Below are 18,770 nucleotides of genomic sequence, written 5' to 3'. Positions count from 1 at the left end.
CAGGAGGTTCTGCTTGCCGGCCTCGTCGCAACTTGCACTGCTGACCCTCTCCCCCGCCCCTCTCCCGCATGCGGGAGAGGGGAGAAAACCACTACTCCCCCCTCCCCACCCTCCACTTCGAAACACTGCATCCAAACTGCGCCCCAAACCAGCGGGAAAAAGCGCTTAACGATGCAAAGCCCAGCAGCGTGGCCACTTCCGACAATGGCCGTGCGCGGTTCTCGATATAGCGCGTGGCCAGGCTCGCGCGGGCATCGTTGACGATCTCTGAATACGTGGTGCCATCCGCCGTCAGCCAGCGATGGATCGTACGGCGATCCACGCCGAGTTGCTGCGCCACGCGATCCACGGAACACATGCCGCTGGGTAGCAGCGCATGCACAAGCTTGCGCACCTTGTCGGCCATATTGGTGTTCGACTGCGCGAGCAGTGTGTCCAGATAGCGCGTCACCTGTTGCGCCATGCCGGGGTCATACGATGGCAGCGGCGCCTCCAGATCGCGTGCCGTGCAGACGATGCCATCGAAATCCTGGCCGTAGAGCGCCGGCATGCCAAACACGCGCAGGCATGTTGCCTGGCTCGACGGCGCGGCATGCGCAAAGCAGATGCTGCGCGGGCGCCACGCCGCACCCAGAAACAGCGACAGGATGCGGAACATGACGCCGCCTGCCAATTCGGTGGCTTGCCGCAGCGAACCCGAACCATCACCCAGCAGTTGCAGCCGGATCAGCACCAGATCGTCGGCATCCTCCACACGCATCGCCAGCGCCTCGTTCTGCAGGCTCATGTATCGCACCATCGATTCCAGCGCTCGGCGCAACGTAGGTGCCTCACGCACCACGAATGCCAATGGTCCGAGATTGGAAAACTGCCGCAGTTCCGCCATCCGCAAGCCGAAATCCTCCACCTGTGCTGCCTTGGCCGATGCCTCCAGTAACCGGCCCACCGATGCGGCTGGAATGCGGATATCGGGATCGAGCAGCGCGTTGCGGCTGATCCTTGCGGCACGCAGCATCTGGTGTGGATCGAGCCCGACGGCCCGCGCCACATCCACATAGTTCGTAAGGCTCGCACTGCGCAGAAAGTAGGACATCGTGTTTTCCCTGACTGTCCCGAAATGTAAATCGGGTGTCCCGCATCGTCAAATCGTGACAACCCCATGGCCGATACTTCGAACACTTGTCGAACCAGACCGAACCAGACTGAACGAAGGAGACACGCATGCAATTCCTCGACGATTCCCTGCACCCCGAGAACATGGAAAAAGTGGTGATCACCGTGGCGCCGTACGGCCCCGAGTGGATGCCGGAAGACTTTCCGGAGGACATCCCCGTCACCATGGAGGAACAGGTACAGAAAGCGGTGGACTGCTACAACGCCGGCGCCACCGTGCTGCACCTGCACGTGCGCGAACTCGACGGCAAGGGTTCCAAGCGGCTCTCCAAGTTCAACGAACTGATCGCCGGCGTGCGCGCCGCCGTACCCGACATGATCATCCAGGTGGGCGGGTCGATCTCGTTTGCTCCGGAAGACGAAGGCCAGGCCGCCGTGTGGCTGTCCGACGATACGCGGCACATGCTTGCCGACCTGACCCCCGCGCCGGATCAGGTCACCGTGGCCATCAACACCACGCAGATGAACATCATGGAGTTGCTGTATCCGGAGTACCGCGAAGGCACTTCGCTCGCCAACCCGGCCTACATCGAGGCGTATCGCGAGATGACCGTACCGGCGGGTCCGGGCTGGGTGGAGGAACACCTGCGCCGCCTGAGTGCCGCACGTATCCAGCCGCATTTCCAGCTCACCGGCATCCATGCACTGGAAACGCTGGAGCGCATGGTGCGCGCCGGCGCCTACAAGGGTCCGCTGAACCTGACGTGGATCGGTATCGGCGGTGGCTTCGATGGGCCTAACCCGTTCAACTTCTTCAACTTCATCCACCGCGCACCAGACGGCTGCACGCTGACGGCGGAGTCGCTGCTCAAGAACGTGCTGCCGTTCAACATGATGGCGATGGCCATGGGACTGCATCCGCGTTGCGGCATCGAGGACACCATCATCGACCAGCACGGCAACCGGATGACTTCGGTCCAGCAGATCGAGCAATGCGTGCGCGTGGCGCATGAACTGGGACGCGAGATCGCCAGCGGCAAGGAAGCGCGCGCCATCTATCGCATCGGTACGTGGTACGACAGCGCGGACGAGACCCTCGCCGCACACGGCATGCTGCCGAATCGTCAGACCGGCCAGAAGCACCTGCCGCTGCGCCGCGCAGCCTGAGCACGGATCATGCTGACTCCGTTCGACACCCCACGCGCGGCGGCGCCCAACCCATGCATCAACATCTGCCGCATGGATCAGGCGCGCCGCTATTGCCAGGGCTGCCACCGCACGCCCGTCGAGATCGGATTGTGGGACGGCATGAGCGAGGCGCAGCGCGCATTCGTGCTGGCGGCGCTGCCCACACGCCGCCAGCGTCAACCGGCCGATTGATTTTCAGCCGGGCCGCCGCTCCCTCAACCGTGACTCTGCATGGCGGTCCGGCTCTTTCTTCCCACGCACCTTCCATCACTCCATAATCAGAGCAAGGAGACACCATGCCTGAAGCCACTTTCCGAACGCGACTGCGCCGTGCCGCACTGGTTGCCTTCGCTTGTCTCGCTGTTCCGGCGTCTGCCATGGCGTGGAACAACAAGCCCGTGCGCATGCTCGTACCCGCCCCTGCCGGCGGCACCATGGACGTCATGGCGCGCCTGATGGCCGAGCAACTGAGCACGGATCTGGGCCAGCCCGTCGTGGTGGACAACAAGCCCGGTGGCGGCGGTGCCATCGCCATGACCGCCCTGCTCTCCGCCCCGCCGGACGGGCAGACGCTCATGGTCACCGCGACCAATGTGCTGACCGAGATTCCGCACATTCAGAAGACGCCGTACGACACGATGAAGGACATCCAGCCGCTGGCTGCCGTGGGCCGCTCGCGGATGGTGCTTGTCGGTGCGCCCACGCTGCCCGCGAAGGACCTCAAGAGCCTCATCACCTATGCGAAGGCCCATCCCGGAAAACTGAGTTTCGCGTCGTATAGCGCAGGCACGGCCTCGCACTACGCCGGCGCCATCCTGAACCAGGAAGCCGGCATGGATCTGCAGCACATTCCGTTTCCCGGCTCCAGCCCGGCGCTCACGCAGGTCATGGGCGGACAGATTCCCGTGATGTACGACGGCATGGTCACATCGCTGCCGATGATCCGCGCGGGCAAGCTCCAGCCCTACGCGGTGGCGTCGAAGACACGTTCGCCGCTGCTGCCGCAGGTGCCCACCTTCGCCGAGCAGGGGTATCCGGATATCGACTTCAGCAACTGGGTTGGCGTCATCGCCTCGGCCAAGGTTCCGGCAGACATGGCGCAGAAGATTCATGACGCAGCCTACAAGGCAGCAACCAATCCCAAGGTGCGCGAGCGCCTCGAGGCGCTCGGCTATGAAGCCATGCCGGTGCAATCGCTGCAGGAGCTGAACCAGTCGCTGCATGCGGAGTACGAGCGCAACGCGGGCATCGTGAAGGCATTCCATATCCGGCCGTGAAGGTGGCGTCGCATCACCAGGACTCCAGGCGCCAACCCTGCTCCGTGGCGAGCAGGCGATGGGTCAATCCGAGGTTGTTCAGGAACGCATCGTCGTGTGACACCACGACCAGTGCGCCTTGATAACTGCGCAACATGGTTTCCAGCGCCTGCGCCGAAGGCAGGTCCAGGTGGTTGCTCGGCTCATCGAGCAACAGCAACTGCGCGGGCGGGTCGGCATAGAGCACGCACGCCAGTGCGGCCTTCAGGCGCTCTCCGCCGCTGAGTGAGCCACTGGGTGCCGTGATCTTCTGCGCGTCCAGGTCGAGTTGCGCCAGTCGCATGCGCAGGTCGCCTTCGGCTGCCGTGCGGTTGGCCGCCTGTATCTGCTCGAGCACAGTCTTTTCGGGATGCAGGTTGGCCAGCCGCTGGTCCAGATAGACGGCGTCTGCTACCACCTTGCAAACTCCGGCCAACGGTTCGATCTGACCCGCCATCACCTTCAACAGCGTGGATTTGCCGCAGCCATTGGGCCCGACAACACCCACGCGCTGCTGCCCGCTCAGGCTGAGATCGATCAAACGCGTTCTTTCCTGCACGCATGGCAGGACCAGCGCCTGAAGTTCCACGACACGCCGTTGGGCCACCTGCGCAACCGGCAATGCATGCACATTGATCTCCGCATCGGCTTGCAACTGCTGCGCGGCCTCGCGGACCTGCTGGTCGAGCAACTGTCGCGCCGACGCCTGCTGCTGTCGCAGCTTGCCAAGCGATCCTTCGCTGCGCTGCTTCTGTCGGCCCAACAGGATCTTGGCCTGATTGGCCTCCTTGCCCTGCCGATTGCCACGCGCCTCCCTGCGCGCCATGCGATCACGTTGGTCACGCATGGCCTGGTCCTCACGCGTGCGTTCGAGCTTGCGCTGCTCAAGTTGCTGCAGCGCATGCTCACGCTCCAGCGCCTTGGCTGCGGCGTAGAACGTGTAGTTGCCGCCATAACTGCGCAGCCCAAGCGAGGACAACTCCACGATGCGCGACATGGTTTCCAGCAATTGCCGGTCGTGGCTGACCACGAGCAACCCGCGTGACCAGTGTTGCAACTGCTCGATCAGCGCTTGCCGATTGGGACGGTCCAGATGATTGCTGGGTTCGTCGAGGATCAGGAAGTCGGCGTCCGACAACCATGCACCCATCAGCGCCACGCGCATCGCTTCGCCGCCGCTGAGCCGGGTGGCAGGCGTATCCACATCGAGATGGCCCAGGCCATGCTGCGTCAGCGCGCTCTGCAATTGCTGGCCGATATCCCACCGATCGCCTAACGCGTCGAAATCCGCCGGGTCGCTGCTGCCCGCTTCGATGCGCGCCAGGGCATCCAGCACACGCTGCATGCCCGCGAGACCGGCAACTGTGGTATCGGCTTGATGATCGACCTGCTGCGCAAGGTAGTGCACCGTGCCGGAGCGCAGGCATCGGCCGCTGCTGGGTGGCAGCTGCCCCGCCAGAAGACGGGCCAGCAGCGATTTGCCCACGCCATTGCGTCCGACCAGCCCGGTGCGGCGCTGATCAAACGTCTCGTTCAGATCGGAAAAGAGTGTTCTGCCATCGGGCAAAACATAAGACACGCTTTCCAGCGTGAGACAGGGATTCGTCATGCGTGATTCCATGGATGCCAGGAACTCCCCCTGCGGATTCTGCAAATGGGGGCGGGTGGAGACTGGCCGTCAGAGACGGCGGCATCAATGGCGCATGGGACGAATACCTCTTGGGTGATGGGGGAAGTGGTGATTCTAGGGAGCATGCGGGGGTGGCGTCAAATAGCAGTGGCAAATTGGGGGCGGTGTTTGGCCCGTGCTCAAAAAATCAAAATCGTTGAAATAACAACGATAAAGGCAACTAAATCGTTGACATTTCACCGATTGATGCCTAGCCTGCCTCGCTATGGAACGTCAATCAGCTCGCCGCGGCCCCAAGCACACCCCCGTACTCGTCCAGACGGCACTCGAACGTCTGGGCGCGCGTATCGTCATCGCCCGCAAGGCGCGCGAGATAACGCAGGAGCAGCTTGCGCATTTCTCTGACGTGTCGCTTTCGACACTAAGAACACTGGAAAGCGGTGGCGACGGCGTGTCTACTGGCAATCTGTTGAAGGTGCTGCAGGGGTTGGGCCTGATGGAGCAGATCGAGACGCTGCTCGACCCGGTGAGAGATCCTGAAGTTGTCGCGTTCGCGACGCGGCTCACGGGAGAACGGTAATGCCGATTGTCCCCATCTGGATCTGGCTGCCTGGACAGGATTCGCCCGTACACGCGGCGGATCTCTCTGTCGATCGTGGATCGTCGACGTTTCGATATCGCGGCGACTATCTGGAGCGCGCTGACGCGGTCGTACCCGATCCGGTTGAGCTTCGCCCCACCCGCAGCATGCGAGGTCTGACCATACGGGGCACCGACGGACTCCCCGGCATCGTGCGGGATGCCAAGCCGGCCGGCTACGGTGCAGATCGCCTGATTGCGCAGGCTGGGACAGAACTCAACGCCATCGAGTTGCTCGAACGCGGTGTTCCTGACGGAGTAGGTGCCATTGAGGCCTGCGTGGATATCGCGCGCAAGCTGGCATGGCGCCCACGCACGCTTGATGAACTACGGCCGCTTGCCGAGGAACTCGACGCTGCGGCACCGTCCAGCCGCGCATTGCGCCGCCTGAACGAAGACCTGGCAACGAGCGCGGGCGGAGAGCGGCCAAAGACCACACTGATGCACGATGGCCGGCTGTGGCTCGCAAAGATGCAGGACCGTGGGGATCGTCCCGCGTTGCCGGCACGAGAGTTCGTTACGATGGAACTGGCGCGCGTGGTGGGACTCGATGTGGCAGCAGTCAGGCTGCATTCGTTCGGCACGCATCAGGTACTGCTGGTAGAGCGCTTCGATCGAAGCGGCGATCCGCTGCGCCCAACTCGCACGCTCTATGCCAGTGCCCATACCGTGCTTCGTCTCCCGCTCGATGCCATTCGGGGCAATGTCCAACGGTCCTACCTCGTATTCGGTGACCAGTTGCGCGTGTGGGGAAGAGGCAGGGACGACCTTGGCGCGCAGTTGCGCGAACTGTGGCGACGGATGGTGTTCAATGCGCTCGTCGGCAATATCGACGACCACCCCCTGAACCACGGGTTGATCCACGATGGAAGCTGGGAGAACGGCTGGCGCCTGTCTCCCGCATTCGATATCACACCCGCGTCAGCCACCGTGCCCCAGCCTCTCGAAAACGGGCCGGCACTCGCCATGGCGACCGGCAAGGATGGCTCCGCACTCACGGGAGCGAAGCGGCTCATCGACGCAGCCGCTCATTTCGGCGTCGACATCGATGAAGCCGCAAGGTGGATTGCAGACACCTCCAGGCTGGTGGCGAACCGCTGGGAGCCGATGCTGCGCCAGGCAGCAGCGCCGATCACGGAGGACGCCGCACGAATGGACCACATCGTGACCGATGCACGCCGAGCCTTCTGCTACAGCGAATGGCTGGCCGACCACGCCTGATTGCCCACTCCCCTCACCCCATCCGCCCCCGCAGCACCTTCTTGTCGATCTTCCCTACACTGGTTCTCGGGATGGCATCCACGAAGACAATTCGCTCCGTCTCGGGCACCGCGTACTTGCTCAGGCGCTGTGTATCGACGTGGCCGAGCAGCGCGTGCCGGATCTGGTCTGCTTCCACGGCCACGCCGTTCGCACGCACTACATAGGCCATCGGCCGCTCGCCCCAGCGCGCGTCGGGCACACCTACCACTGCGCACTCGCGTACGCCCGGCACCTGCGTGACGAGATTCTCGACCTCGATCGAAGACACCCACTCGCCGCCGGTCTTGATCACATCCTTGAGCCGGTCCACGATCCGCACGAAGCCGTCCGGTCCGCTGACGGCCACATCCTGCGTGTGGAGGTAGCCATCGGCCCACAGCTCTTCCGACGCCGCCGGCTTGCCGTGATAGGCACGCGTCAGGTACGGCGCGCGCAGTACGATCTCGCCCTGCGCCTGGCCATCGGACGGCACCTCGCGCATGTCGTTGCCGACGATCCGCAGATCGACCAGCGGCAGCGGACGCCCCGTGGCGCAGCGCAGGCGCACCTCCTCCTTGCGATCGCGGGGCACATGGCCCGGAGGAATCTGCGCCAACGCCACGATGGGGCCCGTCTCCGACATGCCGTAGCCCGCAAAGATGTCGATGCCTCGCGCCAGCGCCGCCTCGCATAGTGCCTCCGGCAAGGCCGAGCCACCGATGATCACCTTCCAGTCGTCCAATGGCTGGCCCGTTTGCTGCGCTTCCTCCAGCAGCATCTGCAGAATGGTGGGCACGCAGTGCGAGAACGTGACGCGCTCTGACTCGCGCAGCGCCAGCAGCGCCGCCGGTACATAGCGCCCCGGCAGCACCGTGCGCAAGCCGAGCATGATCGCCACATACGGCATACCCCACGCCATCACGTGGAACATCGGCGTGATCGGCATGTACACATCCTCGCGATGGATGCGCTGCCCATCGCGCGGCGAGCACAGGCTCGTGGACGCCGTGAGCGTGTGCAGCACGATATCGCGATGGCTGTAGCACACGCCCTTCGGATCGCCCGTGGTGCCCGTGGTGTAGAACATCGCCGCCCGCGTGCGCTCGTCCAGTTCCGGGAAGTCGAAATCGGCAGGCGCGGCGGCGAGCAGTGCTTCGTATTCGCCATCGAATGCCATGGCGCCGCCGTCGGTCTGCTGCCCATCGGCCATCAGCACGATACGCGGCTGCCGCACAAGTTGGCCGCGGATCTGCGACAGCACCGGCAGGAAGTCCGGATGCACCAGCACCACGTCAGCGCCGGCATCGTTGAGCGTGTAGAGGACCTGCTGTGGCGAGAGCCGAACGTTCACGGTGAACAGCGTGGCGCCCATCATCGGCACACCGAAATAGCATTCCAGGTAGCGATGGCTGTCCCAGTCCATCACGGCCACGGTGTCGCCCTGCCGCACGCCGAGTGATGCCAGCGCGCAGGCCAGCTTGTTCAGCCGCTGCCCGAAATCGCGGTATGTGTAGCGCATTTCGCCGCGATAGCTGATCTCCTGCTCGCCGTGCAGGCGCATGGCATTGGTCAGCAGTTGCTTGACCAGCAGCGGGTAGGCGTAGGCCGACGGCGTGGGAACGATAAGGTGGTTGTCGATCACTGCGGTATCTCTCGTTGTCTTGGGTGCTTCAGGTTTCAGAACGGCACGTTGCCGATAATCCCGGCGCGCTCCATCTTGCGATGGCAGGGCGGGTAGTCCATCACGGCATAGTGCTGGGTGGCCGTGTTATCCCAGATCGCCACACTGTCCGGCTCCCAGCGCCAGCGCACCTGGAACTCGGGGATATACGCCTGCGACACCAGGTAGCGCAGCAGATCGGCCGCGCCGGGATTGGCGTCCTGGCCAAAACGCACGCGGTCCGGTGTGTGGAAGTTCGTGAAGTGCGTGGTGAAGCCGTTCACGTAAAGGATCTTCTCGCCGGTATCGGGATGGGTGCGCACGACGGGGTGCTCGGCATCTGGAAACTGCGCTTTCAATGCGAGGCGCTTCTCCCGCGGCATGGCCGCGCCAAAGCTCGCCTCGATGCTGTGACGGGCGCGCAGATCGGCAATCTGCGTCTTGACGGTGTCCGGCAAGCGCTCGTACGCCAGGGCCATGTTGGCCCACATCGTGTCGCCACCCACGGGTGGGCTCTGCACGCATCGCAACACCGCGCCGAACTGCGGCGCAGCGCGCCACGTGGCATCCGAGTGCCAGCAGTTCTCGTAACGGTCGTTCGGCTGGTCCGGTGACTTGTAGATGCGCACGAGGCCGGGGTGTTCGGGATCGCTGCCCGCTACCGGGTGATCCTCAAGCTCGCCAAAGCGGCGCGCGAATGCCACGTGTTCGGCACGGCTGAAGCGCTGGTTGCGCAGGAACACCACGCGGTGCCGGAGCAGTGTTTCGCGGATCGCGCCGAACAGGTCGTCGTTGCGCACTGCTTCGGCCAGGTCCACGCCCACGATTTCGGCGCCGATGGCACAGGTCAGAGGTTTGATTTGCATGGCCGCCTCTCAGATGACAAAGATCGAAGACCCCGTGGTCTTGCGCGATTCCAGGTCGCGGTGTGCCTGCACGGCATCCTCCAGCGCATAGCGCTGGTTGATTTCGATGCGGATGCGCCCGGCGCCGACGTGATCGAACAACTCACCCGCCAGTTCGGCTTTTTCCGCGGGGTCCGCAATGTAGTCCGCCAGCGCGGGACGCGTCACGTACACCGATCCCTTCATCGCCAGCAGCACAGGATCGAACGGTGGCACCGGACCCGATGCCGTGCCCACGCACACCAGCAGGCCACGACGCTTGAGCGAGTCAAGCGATGCCATGAAGGTGCTCTTGCCCACGCTGTCGAACACCACCGACACACCTACGCCGTCCGTGATCTCGCGCACGCGGCTGGCCACGTCTTCGCGTGTGTAATCGATGATGTGCTGGCAGCCATGCGCGCGCGCCACGTCGGCCTTGGCCTCGGTAGACACCGTGCCGATCACGTTCAGTCCCAGCAGCCGTGCCCACTGCGCCACGATCAGTCCCACGCCACCGGCGGCGGCGTGCAGCAGGATCGTGTCGCCGCGACGGAACGCGTGGATGCGCCGCATCAGGTAGGCCGATGTGAGGCCGCGCATTGTCATCGCCGCAGCCGTTTCAAAAGCGATGGTCTCCGGTAGCCGGATCAGCGGCGCTGCCGCCACCACACGCTCGGTGCTGTAGGCGCCCAGCGTGTTCAGGAACCCGGTGTATGTCACACGGTCACCTGCGGCCACGTTGGTCACGCCCGCACCTACGGCCTGCACCACGCCCGCCGCTTCCACGCCCATGCCCGCAGGCAGCGGCACCGGGTAGGTGCCATTGCGGAAGTAGGTGTCCGCATAGTTCAGCCCCACCGCCACGTGACGAATCCGGACCTGCCCCGGACCCGGGTCGCCCACCTCCACGTCTTCAAGTCGAAGTACTTCGGGTCCACCGGTTTGATGCATGCGCACGGCCTTGGCCATCTGCTGGTCTCCACATTCAGGGGGCCACGCGGCATGCGCAGCCATGCATGCAATGTAGAGAGCGCAGGGGTTGGCCGCTTTGCATCGCCCGCCGACAACTTTGCATTTCATGCCAGTCCGCCTATCATCGCCAACGATGACACGCCACGGAATGTGAAGCGTGCACGACAGAACGACAAGACGGGAGACAGGATGAGGACGCCATGAGGACGCTCGTACGCGCGGCGGCGCTGACCAACTTCTTCGAGGTAGCCCAGGACCTCGGCGTGAATGCGCAGCCCTTGCTACGCGCAGCGGGCCTGACCCGCGCGATGCTGGCCGACCCCGACCAGCGTATTCCAGCCGAACGCTGCGCGGCACTGCTCGAAGCCGCCGCACAAACCGCGGCGTGCCCCACGTTCGGCTTGCGCATGGCGGAGTCCCGGCAGCTTGCGGATTTCGGCGTGATGAGTCTGCTGATCAGCCAGCAACCCACCCTGCGCGATGCGCTGGAAACCATCATCCGCTATCGCCATCTGGTCAACGAATCGGTGGCGATCCTGCTGGAGCGTATGGAAAAGGTCGTGATCATCCGGCAGGAAGTGGTACTCGGCACGCCGTCCCGGCAGGCCGCGGAGCTGGCGGTCGGCGTGATCTTTCGCCTGTGCCGGGCGCTGCTGGGGTCCAACTGGCGTCCGCTCGGCGTGCACTTCGCGCATGCTGCGCCGCCTGACCTGCAGGTGCATCGTCGCCTCTTCGCCTGCCCAGTGGAATTCGGCAGCGAGTACCACGGCATCGTCTGCCTGGCCGCCGATCTCGATGCGCCGAATCCCTCAGGCAATGCGGCGATGGCGCTGCATGCACAACGCATGGTGGAAACGCTGCCGCGCGTCAATGATCGGTCCATCGCACGCGAGGTGCGCAACACCGTCTACCTGATGCTGCCGATGGGACGCGCCACGAGCGAGGCCGTGGCCCAGGGGCTGGGCATGAGCCTGCGTTCGATGCAGCGCCAGCTAGACGATGCCGGAGAGACCTTCACCGACATCCTCAACGAGGTAAGGCGCGAGCTGGCCCAGCGCTACGTGGCCAATGCCGACTACTCTCTGCTGCGTGTCTCCGAGTTGCTGGGCTATGGCTCGGCGGCATCGTTCACACGCTGGTTTTCCGCGCAATTCGGCGAGGCACCCAACCTCTGGCGCCGCCGCCACACAACGTCACGGTGAATACCCGCGCGGCGTGCTACGCTTGGCGGCATTGCGCCCTTGGCTTTTGGACTTTCACCACTGGAGCTTTCATGGCATCCCCCCGACGTCTGCTGCCGCTCGCGGCACTGCTGGTCCTGATTCCCGGAAGCATGGCCTGGGCGCAACCCCAGAGCGGCGCGTCAAGCGCGGCGGCCGCCATCTCGGAGGCCGTGCAGGACGGCTCGAATCCGTATCGCCCGCCTTCGGCACCGAACCCCAACGACAAGTCCAACGCCAGCTACGAAGACCAGCGCCGCGCCCGGTGCGATCAACTGCTGCAGGACATCAACGACACGTCGCGCAAGCGCACCTACAAGTCGCCCGGCACCGCTACCACGAACGCACAAGGCGAGGCCGTACCGAAGCTCGAACGCGACAAGACCCTGAAACGCCTGCAGCAGAGCTATCGCGACAACTGCTCCTGATCGGGCACGGTCGTTCGTCGGATGTCGAGCACGGCCAGCATCAGGCAGGCGTAGAGCGACACACCGACGAACAACCCCATGCGCACCAGGAACGCCTGGTAGACATCCTTGCCGGTGGCGCTGTCCTCGACGGACTGCCCCAGCAGGATGATCATCGTCACCAGGCTGTTCAGCCAGAAGCCCGGCGACATCGACGTGGCATGCAGCCGGAACAACCGTCGCGCGATCCACAGCGAAAACAGTGCCATCCACAGGCCGTACATCCACAGATGCACGAACAGGCCGAGCGCCAGCCAGAACGCGATGGCCAGTAATCCGCCGAGCAGCGTCGAGCCAACCAGTTCGCGCGCCGCACCGCGAGCCGTTGTGCAGCTTTGCCGCCCAAGGCTCACCGCTTTCATGATGATCGGCAGGTAGGCGGCGGGGTCCGCCATGGCGAGCAGAAACGGCGGCATCACCACCAGCGTGGCGCGCAGGGCCATCCAGTCCGCTTGCTCATGAGGTTCGGCCTTCCTGTGCGAGGCCGGTGAAAGATGCGGCTCGCGCACCAACACGTGGCACGCTCCCAGCATCAGCACCGCCAGCAGCAGACTCCGCGTGAGCGTACCGATGACCGTCACGGCCAACGCGCCATCCGCCGAACCCGCCGCCGCGATCAGCGTCACGCCCGCGACGAGAAACGTCGACACCAGCATGTTGCCGCCGCGTAGCCCGTGACGAAACGCCAGGAACAGGCAGAGTCCGGTCATCAGTACGCCACTGACAGGCGCCTCGCGCAGGAACGGCACCAGCAACAAGCCGCTGCCCGTGGCGAGCAGCATCACCAGCGCGAGGCCCACTCCCGCACGCACGGTCAGCGGCCGCTCCATCGATGCGAAGACGAAAACGGCCAGCACGGGCGCGACGAACGGGATGGGCCATTGCAGACCGTAGCTGACGACGAGGCACGCCGCCGCGCCGATAGCAAGCCGCAACGCGCGCCGTTGCAGCACAGGCATCACGTCGCGACTCTTTTCAGTAGACATACGAGAACCAGCTCATCACGCGCAGGAACGCGCGACCGGGCAGGTTGAGCGGATTGCCCTCCTTCGGGAACGCCATCACCTCCGCCTGCCCGCCCACCCGCACGCCACGCAGCGTATCGAGTTGTCCGGCATCGATATCGATCCGCACCGGAAAGCGCTGCGCGGGCCGCAGCCAGTCGCGGCTGTTCTGAATCGTCGGCAAACCACCTGGCGGAGGACTCTGCCCCGTGCTGACCCCGAAGCCGATGCTGTGCACGCGCCCGGTCAATACCCTGCCGGGCAGTGCATCGAGCACGATGCGCACGGGCGTGCCGGGTGCCATATGACCCAGATTGTTCTCCGTCATGTCCGCGCTGATCCACACGTCGTGGATGGCGATCAGCGTCATGACAGGATTGCCCGCCGCCGCATACAGCCCCGCCTCGGTGCGCAGGTCGGTAACCAGGCCCGCCGTGCGCGCACGCACCTGTGCATTGCTCAGATCCAGTTCGGCTTTCTCGAGCGCGGCTGCCGCACTGCGCAGCTTGGCGTTGTCTTCGTCACTGCCGCCCTGCTGCTCCCGTGCGCGCTCCACTTCCGCCCGTGCTGCCGCCACCTGGCTCACCGCCTGCGTATGCGAGGCACGCGCGACTTCCAGGCGTCGCACGGAGACTGTGCCCGGATCTTCCCTGTATAGCCGCTCCAGCCGCTCGCTGTCCTGCCGTGCCTTCAACTCGTTGGCCTGCGCGGCACGCAACGAGGCTTGCGCTGACGCGATGCCGGCTGTGTTGGCACCAATCTGCCGGCGCGTGGATTCGAGTTCGGCGCGCGCGCGGTCTACCGCGATGCGGTAATGCTGCGGGTCCACATCGAACAACACGCTCCCGGCGGCCACGTTCTGGTTGTTGCGGACATAGACGCGGGTCACGCGCCCCGAGACTTCCGACGCCACAGGAATGACGAATGCCTGCACACGGGCCTGCTGTGTATAAGGCGTGAAGCGGTCAGCCAGCAAATACCAGAGCAAGCTCAAGGCAATCAGCAACAACACTGCCCATAGCGCCTTGCGGGACGGGTCGGAACCCGCCGATGCCGGTGGTCCGCTCATGGTTGCGAAGTCTCCCCGATCAGCTTTCCCCAGTCCGTGCGCTGTTCCATCTGCTGCCGCGTAGCGGCATCGATCAACGGTGCCGACGTCGCCCATCCACCACCCAGCGCCTTGTAGAGCGCGATCAGGTAGTTCACCGCGTTGCCGCGATTGACGAGGTAGGCGTCCTGCTGCGCGAACAATGCACGCTGGGCGTCCAGCACGCGCTGGAAATCGGAATAGCCCTCGCGAAACACGGTGGTCGCCAGCGCCAATGAACGCTCGGCGGCCTGCGACGCTTCGCGCAGGATGCGCTCGCGCTGCAGCGCCTTGGCCAGACCGCCCGCGGCATCGTCGGCCTCGCGCGCGCCCTGGCGCACGGTGTCCTGATACGCCACGATCAACTGCTGCAGCCGCGCGTCCTGCACGCGCACGTTATTGACGATGCGTCCGTAATCGAAAATGTTCCACCGCACACTGGGTCCCCCCACCAGCAGCATGCCGTTCTGCGTGCCCGGCAACGATGTGGCCGACCAGCCAATGCTGCCCATCAGCGTGACTGCCGGATACAGGTCGGCGCGCGCCACGCCGATCAGTGCCGATTGCGCGGCTACCTTGTATTCCGCCGCCCGCACATCGGGACGACGCAGCAGCAGGTCAGCCGGCACGTCCTGCAGCACCGCACGATCGATCAGCGGCAACACGCCGGTGCGGTCGCCGGCATCGGCCAGTTCAGGCAGCGGCCCCGGTGGCCGTCCAAGCAGCACCAGCAACGCATTGCGCGCTTGCTGGATCTGGTTCTCGAGTTCGGGAATGCTGCTCAAGGTGCCCAGGTATTGCGTGCGCGCCTGCTGGAAGTCGAGTTCATCGCTCTCGCCGCCTTTGAACAGGCGCTCGGTGATTTCGAAGCTGCGCTTCTGCAAGCGCGCGTTATCGCGCGCAATGGCCAACCGCGCCTCGGCCGTGCGCAATGCGTAGTAGGTGGTGGCCACCTGCGCGTGCAGCAGGACCAGCATTGCCGCGTGATTGGCCTGTGCGCCCAGGAACGCCGCATCCGCCGATTCGATCGCGCGCGCGAAGCGTCCCCAGAAATCCAGCTCCCAGCCAACATCGAGACCCGCACTGTATTCCCACATCCGCGCCGTCTGCGCCGAGGCCCCCGTCTGCCGGCTGTGCACGTACATGGCATCGGCCGTGGCCTGCTGCACCTGCGGATAGCGGCCCGCTTGCGCCATGCCAAGTTGCGCGCGCGCCTCCATCACACGCAGGCCCGCGATCCGCACACCGGCGTCCCCGGCATCCGCAGCAACCATCAACCGCTCCAGCGCAGGGTCTGCGAAGATCCGCCACCACTCGCGCGTATCGGGCATGGCACCGGACGTGCTGACCTGTTCGATGGCTTCGCTCTGCCAGTGGGTTGTCCACGGTTCAGGCGCGGGGCTGAAATCCGGCCCCAGCTTCACGCATCCGCCCAGTACGGCAGCGATAGCGACACCAACGGCGATCCATCCTCCTCTCCAGAGACAGGGGCGACATGGGCGATATGGCACGTCATCCCTCGCCAACGCCAGGCCCGGTCGGCAGGCTACTGGGCTCCGTGCTGGCTTTCACGGTTGTCTCGACGCTTTGCAACGGCGGCTGGTCCACCCATTGCCAGAACAACTGGTAGGCCACCGCCAGCGCGATGGGACCGATAAAGAGTCCGAGGATGCCGCCCGTGACCATGCCCCCCAGCGCGCCAATCAGCACCACCGGCATCGGCACCTCCACGCCGCGCCCCAGCAACAGCGGCTTGAGCACGTTATCGGCCAGCCCGGCCACGAACACATACGCCGCAAAGACAACATTGCCGACGCTCATGCCATCCGTGGCAAAGACGAAGAGGATGACCGGAATCGTGATCAGCGTCGCAGGCAACTGCATGATGCCGAGCAGCAGTATGGCCAACGCCAGCAGGCCCGCGCCAGGCACACCCGCCACCACGAAGGCAATGCCGATCAGCAGCATCTGGATGAAGGCGATGCCCACCACGCCCTGCGCCACCGCACGCACGGTGGCCGTGCAGAGTGCCGTGAGGCGCGGCCCGCGATCTGGCCCCGTGATGCGCGACATGATCCGTATCGCGCTACGCTCGCCCAGCTCGCCATACGCCATGAAGATGCCCGCGATGATCAGCGCACCCACGAACATCAGCAAGCCCACGCCAACGCCGCCCACGGCGCTCAATGCCGTGATGCTCGCTACCTTGATCTGCGGTGCGAACTTCTGCGCCAGGGCCGTGGCGTCTGTGGCCGCCAGCAACCAGAAGTCGTAGAGCCGCTGCCCCACTACGGGCCAACCCGCCACGGATTCCGCAGGCGGCGGCACGTGAAACTCGCCGCGCCGCGCGATGTCCATCGCACGTTCCACGGATTCGATCACGGCCATTCCCAACAGGTAGGTGGGCACCAGCAACACTGCAATCACCAGCGCGATGATCAGCGTGGCGGTGCGGCCGTCGCCGGCGAAAACCTTGCCGCGCAAGCGCGTCTGCAAGGGATAGAGCGTAATGGCGAGGATGATGGCCCAGACAATCAGGTTCAGGAACGGGCGGAAGATCTCGAAACAGAACATCGCCAGCAACGCGACGAGTCCGAAGCGGATCAGCGTGTCGATCAGCGTTCGCGAGTACAACGCAGTGGAGATCGGACCTTGCATCATGCGCTATGCCCCCTCGCGCGAACGGGCGATCTTGACCAGCGCCGCGCCCACCAGGAACAGGATCACGCAGCCCAGCAGCCAGTCGCGCGCAAGCACGTTGACCAGATAGCGCGGCGGATCGCCGCCGGTACGGAACATCTGCACTTCCAGCCCCTGCAGCGCCATCCGGAACAGGTTGAGCCGGTCAGGCATCTGCCCGCTGGGATCGCTGAAGAAGATGCCGATCACGGCCAGCCACAACGCTACCACCATGAACAGGAATCCGCATTTGCGCATGATTGCCGACCCTCCCTGAGATCAGGGTCCGACAATCCATCGCGCATTGCAATTGGTCCTTGGGCCAAGCATTGGACCAAAGTCCATTGCCAAGGGCATCGGCAGTGTCCAGATTTAGGAAGGTGAGGACGCTACGAACATGAGTGCCGGGGGACGAAGATGGGAAAGAAGGAAAACAGGGAAAAGAAGGAGAAGCGGGCCGTGCAACCCGCGACATCGGTCGAGCCCGAGCCGCTCGACCGAAAGACCTACGACCGCGCACTGGCCGACCTGCACGTGGAACTGGTTCACCTGCAGAACTGGGTGACCGCCACGGGCGCCAAGATCTGCATCGTCTTCGAAGGCCGCGACGGCGCGGGAAAGGGCGGCACCATCAAGGCCATCACCGAACGCGTCAGCCCGCGCATCTTCCGCGTGGTGGCACTCCCGGCGCCCACCGAGCGCGAGAAGAGCCAGATGTACATGCAGCGGTACATTCCCCATCTTCCTGCGGCCGGCGAAGTCGTGATCTTCGACCGCAGCTGGTACAACCGAGCGGGCGTGGAACGCGTGATGGGTTTTGCCGACGAACGCCAGGTGGAGATCTTCCTGCGCGCCGTGCCGCTGATGGAGCGCGCCATCGTCGCCTCGAATATCCAGTTGATCAAATACTGGCTGGAGGTCAGCCCCGAGGAGCAGACACGCCGGCTGGCGTCGCGCATCGAGGACGGACGCAAGACCTGGAAGCTCACGGACATGGATCTGAAATCCTACAGCCGCTGGTACGACTATTCCCGCGCCCGCGACGCCATGTTCGACGCCTCGGACACCGACCTCGCCCCATGGCATGTAGTGCGCTCTGACAACAAGCGCCGCGCGAGACTCAACATCATCCAGCACCTGCTGGACAGCGTGCCTTACGAACGCATTCCCGCGAAGAAGGTCACGCTTCCCGCCCGACAGAAGGCGGGCGGGTACAGGCAACCTGACTATCCGTACCGGTATGTTCCGGAGATTTACTGACGCTACCCCTTCAACATCGTCTTCTTCCATTCTCCACCGGGTTGCTGGCAGTACCACCCGACCCACTTCTCCGGTTGCCGTCCGCGCTGGCGCAGTTCGCTGCGGATCTTGCGGCAGCGCTGGCCGTTCTCGGTGCGCGTGACAAGTGGCGTGAAGCTGCCTTCGGTCGGGATGCCCTTGGCGTTCGGCGGCAACTGGAACGGCACGCTCTGTTTGTCATCGGTCTCGGAAAGCGTCTTGCCGAACGTGCTGACCAGTTGTGCGGTCTGGTCCTTGTCCAGGGTGCCGATGATGGTGCCGTTCATGAACGTATCGAAGTAAGCATGCGAGGGCACTGCCCACGACATTGCCAACGCTCCGAACGTTGCCGCGGCACACACGGCAGGTACTACGCGCCATCGCAGGAACTTTGTCATTGCCGTCTCCT

At 64.5% G+C, this 18,770-nt stretch carries 19 protein-coding genes; 8 read left to right on the top strand and 11 right to left on the bottom strand.

Annotation, left to right across the window (positions count from 1 at the left end; genetic code table 11):
- Positions 1 to 91: 91 nt before the first annotated feature.
- The gene (locus ABDB81_RS21555) at positions 92 to 1,093 is read right to left on the bottom strand and encodes an AraC family transcriptional regulator (RefSeq protein WP_137928595.1); all 1,002 of its coding nucleotides are present in this window, start codon (positions 1,091 to 1,093) and stop codon (positions 92 to 94) included.
- Positions 1,094 to 1,221: 128 nt separating this feature from the next.
- Between ABDB81_RS21555 and ABDB81_RS21550 the strand changes: the two genes are divergently transcribed.
- From ABDB81_RS21550 to ABDB81_RS21540, 3 genes are all read left to right on the top strand, one after another.
- Positions 1,222 to 2,280: a 3-keto-5-aminohexanoate cleavage protein gene (locus ABDB81_RS21550; RefSeq protein ID WP_137928594.1), complete on the top strand. Its 1,059-nt coding sequence runs from the start codon at positions 1,222 to 1,224 to the stop codon at positions 2,278 to 2,280.
- 9 nt (positions 2,281 to 2,289) lie between these two features.
- Positions 2,290 to 2,493 carry a DUF1289 domain-containing protein gene (locus ABDB81_RS21545; RefSeq protein ID WP_137928593.1) on the top strand — a complete coding sequence of 68 codons (204 nt, stop codon included), beginning with the start codon at positions 2,290 to 2,292 and terminating at the stop codon, positions 2,491 to 2,493.
- Between the two features lie 104 nt (positions 2,494 to 2,597).
- Entirely contained in the window at positions 2,598 to 3,578 is a 981-nt protein-coding gene (locus ABDB81_RS21540; protein ID WP_346813510.1) for a tripartite tricarboxylate transporter substrate binding protein, read from the top strand.
- A gap of 13 nt (positions 3,579 to 3,591) precedes the next feature.
- On the opposite strand, the gene ABDB81_RS21535 is transcribed toward ABDB81_RS21540, so the two are convergent.
- Entirely contained in the window at positions 3,592 to 5,205 is a 1,614-nt protein-coding gene (locus ABDB81_RS21535) for an ABC-F family ATP-binding cassette domain-containing protein (protein ID WP_346813508.1), read from the bottom strand.
- A 286-nt stretch (positions 5,206 to 5,491) separates the two neighbouring features.
- Here ABDB81_RS21535 and ABDB81_RS21530 point away from each other — a divergent pair, with 286 nt between their 5' ends.
- The gene (locus ABDB81_RS21530) at positions 5,492 to 5,806 is read left to right on the top strand and encodes a helix-turn-helix domain-containing protein (protein ID WP_346813507.1); all 315 of its coding nucleotides are present in this window, start codon (positions 5,492 to 5,494) and stop codon (positions 5,804 to 5,806) included.
- Entirely contained in the window at positions 5,806 to 7,086 is a 1,281-nt protein-coding gene (locus tag ABDB81_RS21525; protein WP_346813505.1) for a HipA domain-containing protein, read from the top strand. Before ABDB81_RS21530 ends, ABDB81_RS21525 begins: the two co-directional genes overlap by 1 nt.
- 13 nt (positions 7,087 to 7,099) lie before the next feature.
- Here the strand turns inward: ABDB81_RS21525 and ABDB81_RS21520 are convergent, their stop codons facing one another.
- Genes ABDB81_RS21520 through ABDB81_RS21510 form a run of 3 tightly spaced genes read right to left on the bottom strand, consistent with a single transcriptional unit; the run spans position 7,100 to position 10,623 of the window.
- A complete protein-coding gene (locus ABDB81_RS21520) occupies positions 7,100 to 8,746 on the bottom strand; it encodes a fatty acid--CoA ligase (RefSeq protein ID WP_346813515.1) in 1,647 nt (548 codons plus the stop codon).
- Positions 8,747 to 8,784: 38 nt separating this feature from the next.
- Complete coding sequence (locus tag ABDB81_RS21515; RefSeq protein WP_137928087.1) at positions 8,785 to 9,633, bottom strand: TauD/TfdA family dioxygenase; 849 nt, start codon at positions 9,631 to 9,633, stop codon at positions 8,785 to 8,787.
- 9 nt (positions 9,634 to 9,642) lie between these two features.
- Positions 9,643 to 10,623: a quinone oxidoreductase gene (locus ABDB81_RS21510; RefSeq protein WP_346813503.1), complete on the bottom strand. Its 981-nt coding sequence runs from the start codon at positions 10,621 to 10,623 to the stop codon at positions 9,643 to 9,645.
- A 203-nt stretch (positions 10,624 to 10,826) separates the two neighbouring features.
- Here ABDB81_RS21510 and ABDB81_RS21505 point away from each other — a divergent pair, with 203 nt between their 5' ends.
- Together ABDB81_RS21505 and ABDB81_RS21500 are read left to right on the top strand one after the other, a co-directional pair.
- Positions 10,827 to 11,828 (top strand): AraC family transcriptional regulator, encoded by a 1,002-nt coding sequence (locus tag ABDB81_RS21505; protein ID WP_137928089.1) that lies wholly within the window; start codon positions 10,827 to 10,829, stop codon positions 11,826 to 11,828.
- A 71-nt stretch (positions 11,829 to 11,899) separates the two neighbouring features.
- Positions 11,900 to 12,274, top strand: coding sequence for a hypothetical protein (locus tag ABDB81_RS21500; RefSeq protein WP_137928090.1), 375 nt, complete (start codon positions 11,900 to 11,902; stop codon positions 12,272 to 12,274).
- On the opposite strand, the gene ABDB81_RS21495 is transcribed toward ABDB81_RS21500, so the two are convergent.
- Genes ABDB81_RS21495 through ABDB81_RS21475 form a run of 5 tightly spaced genes read right to left on the bottom strand, consistent with a single transcriptional unit; the run spans position 12,253 to position 17,341 of the window.
- A complete protein-coding gene (locus ABDB81_RS21495) occupies positions 12,253 to 13,299 on the bottom strand; it encodes a DUF2955 domain-containing protein (RefSeq protein WP_346813501.1) in 1,047 nt (348 codons plus the stop codon). The two genes, ABDB81_RS21500 and ABDB81_RS21495, sit on opposite strands and share 22 nt — an antisense overlap.
- Positions 13,289 to 14,386 (bottom strand): HlyD family secretion protein, encoded by a 1,098-nt coding sequence (locus ABDB81_RS21490; protein ID WP_137928092.1) that lies wholly within the window; start codon positions 14,384 to 14,386, stop codon positions 13,289 to 13,291. The genes ABDB81_RS21495 and ABDB81_RS21490 overlap by 11 nt, the downstream gene beginning before the upstream one ends.
- Positions 14,383 to 15,870 (bottom strand): TolC family protein, encoded by a 1,488-nt coding sequence (locus ABDB81_RS21485; protein WP_346813513.1) that lies wholly within the window; start codon positions 15,868 to 15,870, stop codon positions 14,383 to 14,385. Before ABDB81_RS21485 ends, ABDB81_RS21490 begins: the two co-directional genes overlap by 4 nt.
- A 46-nt stretch (positions 15,871 to 15,916) precedes the next feature.
- On the bottom strand, positions 15,917 to 17,065 hold the full coding sequence (locus ABDB81_RS21480) for an AI-2E family transporter (RefSeq protein ID WP_160474209.1): 1,149 nt from the start codon (positions 17,063 to 17,065) through the stop codon (positions 15,917 to 15,919).
- A 3-nt stretch (positions 17,066 to 17,068) separates the two neighbouring features.
- Entirely contained in the window at positions 17,069 to 17,341 is a 273-nt protein-coding gene (locus ABDB81_RS21475) for a hypothetical protein (RefSeq protein WP_346813499.1), read from the bottom strand.
- A gap of 159 nt (positions 17,342 to 17,500) precedes the next feature.
- On the opposite strand from ABDB81_RS21475, the gene ppk2 reads away from it, so the two are divergent.
- Positions 17,501 to 18,343, top strand: a complete 843-nt coding sequence (gene ppk2 / locus ABDB81_RS21470) for a polyphosphate kinase 2 (protein WP_346813498.1) — start codon at positions 17,501 to 17,503, stop codon at positions 18,341 to 18,343.
- Positions 18,344 to 18,345: 2 nt separating this feature from the next.
- Here ppk2 and ABDB81_RS21465 read toward each other — a convergent pair whose 3' ends face one another.
- Positions 18,346 to 18,759 carry a hypothetical protein gene (locus ABDB81_RS21465; RefSeq protein ID WP_137928096.1) on the bottom strand — a complete coding sequence of 138 codons (414 nt, stop codon included), beginning with the start codon at positions 18,757 to 18,759 and terminating at the stop codon, positions 18,346 to 18,348.
- Between the last annotated feature and the right edge of the window lie 11 nt (positions 18,760 to 18,770).

The organism is Cupriavidus sp. DL-D2, assembly GCF_039710735.1.
GTDB lineage: Bacteria > Pseudomonadota > Gammaproteobacteria > Burkholderiales > Burkholderiaceae > Cupriavidus.
Note: the sequence above shows the minus strand (reverse complement) of the source record. Positions and strands in the feature narration are given on the sequence as shown.

Excerpts from the sequence above, each read along its gene's own strand:
- ABDB81_RS21535 (WP_346813508.1), bottom strand. The coding sequence starts at position 5,205 with ATGACGAATCCCTGTCTCACGCTGGAAAGCGTGTCTTATGTTTTGCCC.
- ppk2 (WP_346813498.1), top strand. The coding sequence starts at position 17,501 with ATGGGAAAGAAGGAAAACAGGGAAAAGAAGGAGAAGCGGGCCGTGCAA.
- ABDB81_RS21555 (WP_137928595.1), bottom strand. The coding sequence starts at position 1,093 with ATGTCCTACTTTCTGCGCAGTGCGAGCCTTACGAACTATGTGGATGTG.
- ABDB81_RS21530 (WP_346813507.1), top strand. The coding sequence starts at position 5,492 with ATGGAACGTCAATCAGCTCGCCGCGGCCCCAAGCACACCCCCGTACTC.
- ABDB81_RS21500 (WP_137928090.1), top strand. The coding sequence starts at position 11,900 with ATGGCATCCCCCCGACGTCTGCTGCCGCTCGCGGCACTGCTGGTCCTG.
- ABDB81_RS21510 (WP_346813503.1), bottom strand. The coding sequence starts at position 10,623 with ATGGCCAAGGCCGTGCGCATGCATCAAACCGGTGGACCCGAAGTACTT.
- ABDB81_RS21505 (WP_137928089.1), top strand. The coding sequence starts at position 10,827 with ATGAGGACGCTCGTACGCGCGGCGGCGCTGACCAACTTCTTCGAGGTA.
- ABDB81_RS21465 (WP_137928096.1), bottom strand. The coding sequence starts at position 18,759 with ATGACAAAGTTCCTGCGATGGCGCGTAGTACCTGCCGTGTGTGCCGCG.
- ABDB81_RS21540 (WP_346813510.1), top strand. The coding sequence starts at position 2,598 with ATGCCTGAAGCCACTTTCCGAACGCGACTGCGCCGTGCCGCACTGGTT.
- ABDB81_RS21545 (WP_137928593.1), top strand. The coding sequence starts at position 2,290 with ATGCTGACTCCGTTCGACACCCCACGCGCGGCGGCGCCCAACCCATGC.
- ABDB81_RS21515 (WP_137928087.1), bottom strand. The coding sequence starts at position 9,633 with ATGCAAATCAAACCTCTGACCTGTGCCATCGGCGCCGAAATCGTGGGC.
- ABDB81_RS21490 (WP_137928092.1), bottom strand. The coding sequence starts at position 14,386 with ATGAGCGGACCACCGGCATCGGCGGGTTCCGACCCGTCCCGCAAGGCG.
- ABDB81_RS21495 (WP_346813501.1), bottom strand. The coding sequence starts at position 13,299 with ATGTCTACTGAAAAGAGTCGCGACGTGATGCCTGTGCTGCAACGGCGC.
- ABDB81_RS21475 (WP_346813499.1), bottom strand. The coding sequence starts at position 17,341 with ATGCGCAAATGCGGATTCCTGTTCATGGTGGTAGCGTTGTGGCTGGCC.
- ABDB81_RS21480 (WP_160474209.1), bottom strand. The coding sequence starts at position 17,065 with ATGATGCAAGGTCCGATCTCCACTGCGTTGTACTCGCGAACGCTGATC.
- ABDB81_RS21525 (WP_346813505.1), top strand. The coding sequence starts at position 5,806 with ATGCCGATTGTCCCCATCTGGATCTGGCTGCCTGGACAGGATTCGCCC.
- ABDB81_RS21550 (WP_137928594.1), top strand. The coding sequence starts at position 1,222 with ATGCAATTCCTCGACGATTCCCTGCACCCCGAGAACATGGAAAAAGTG.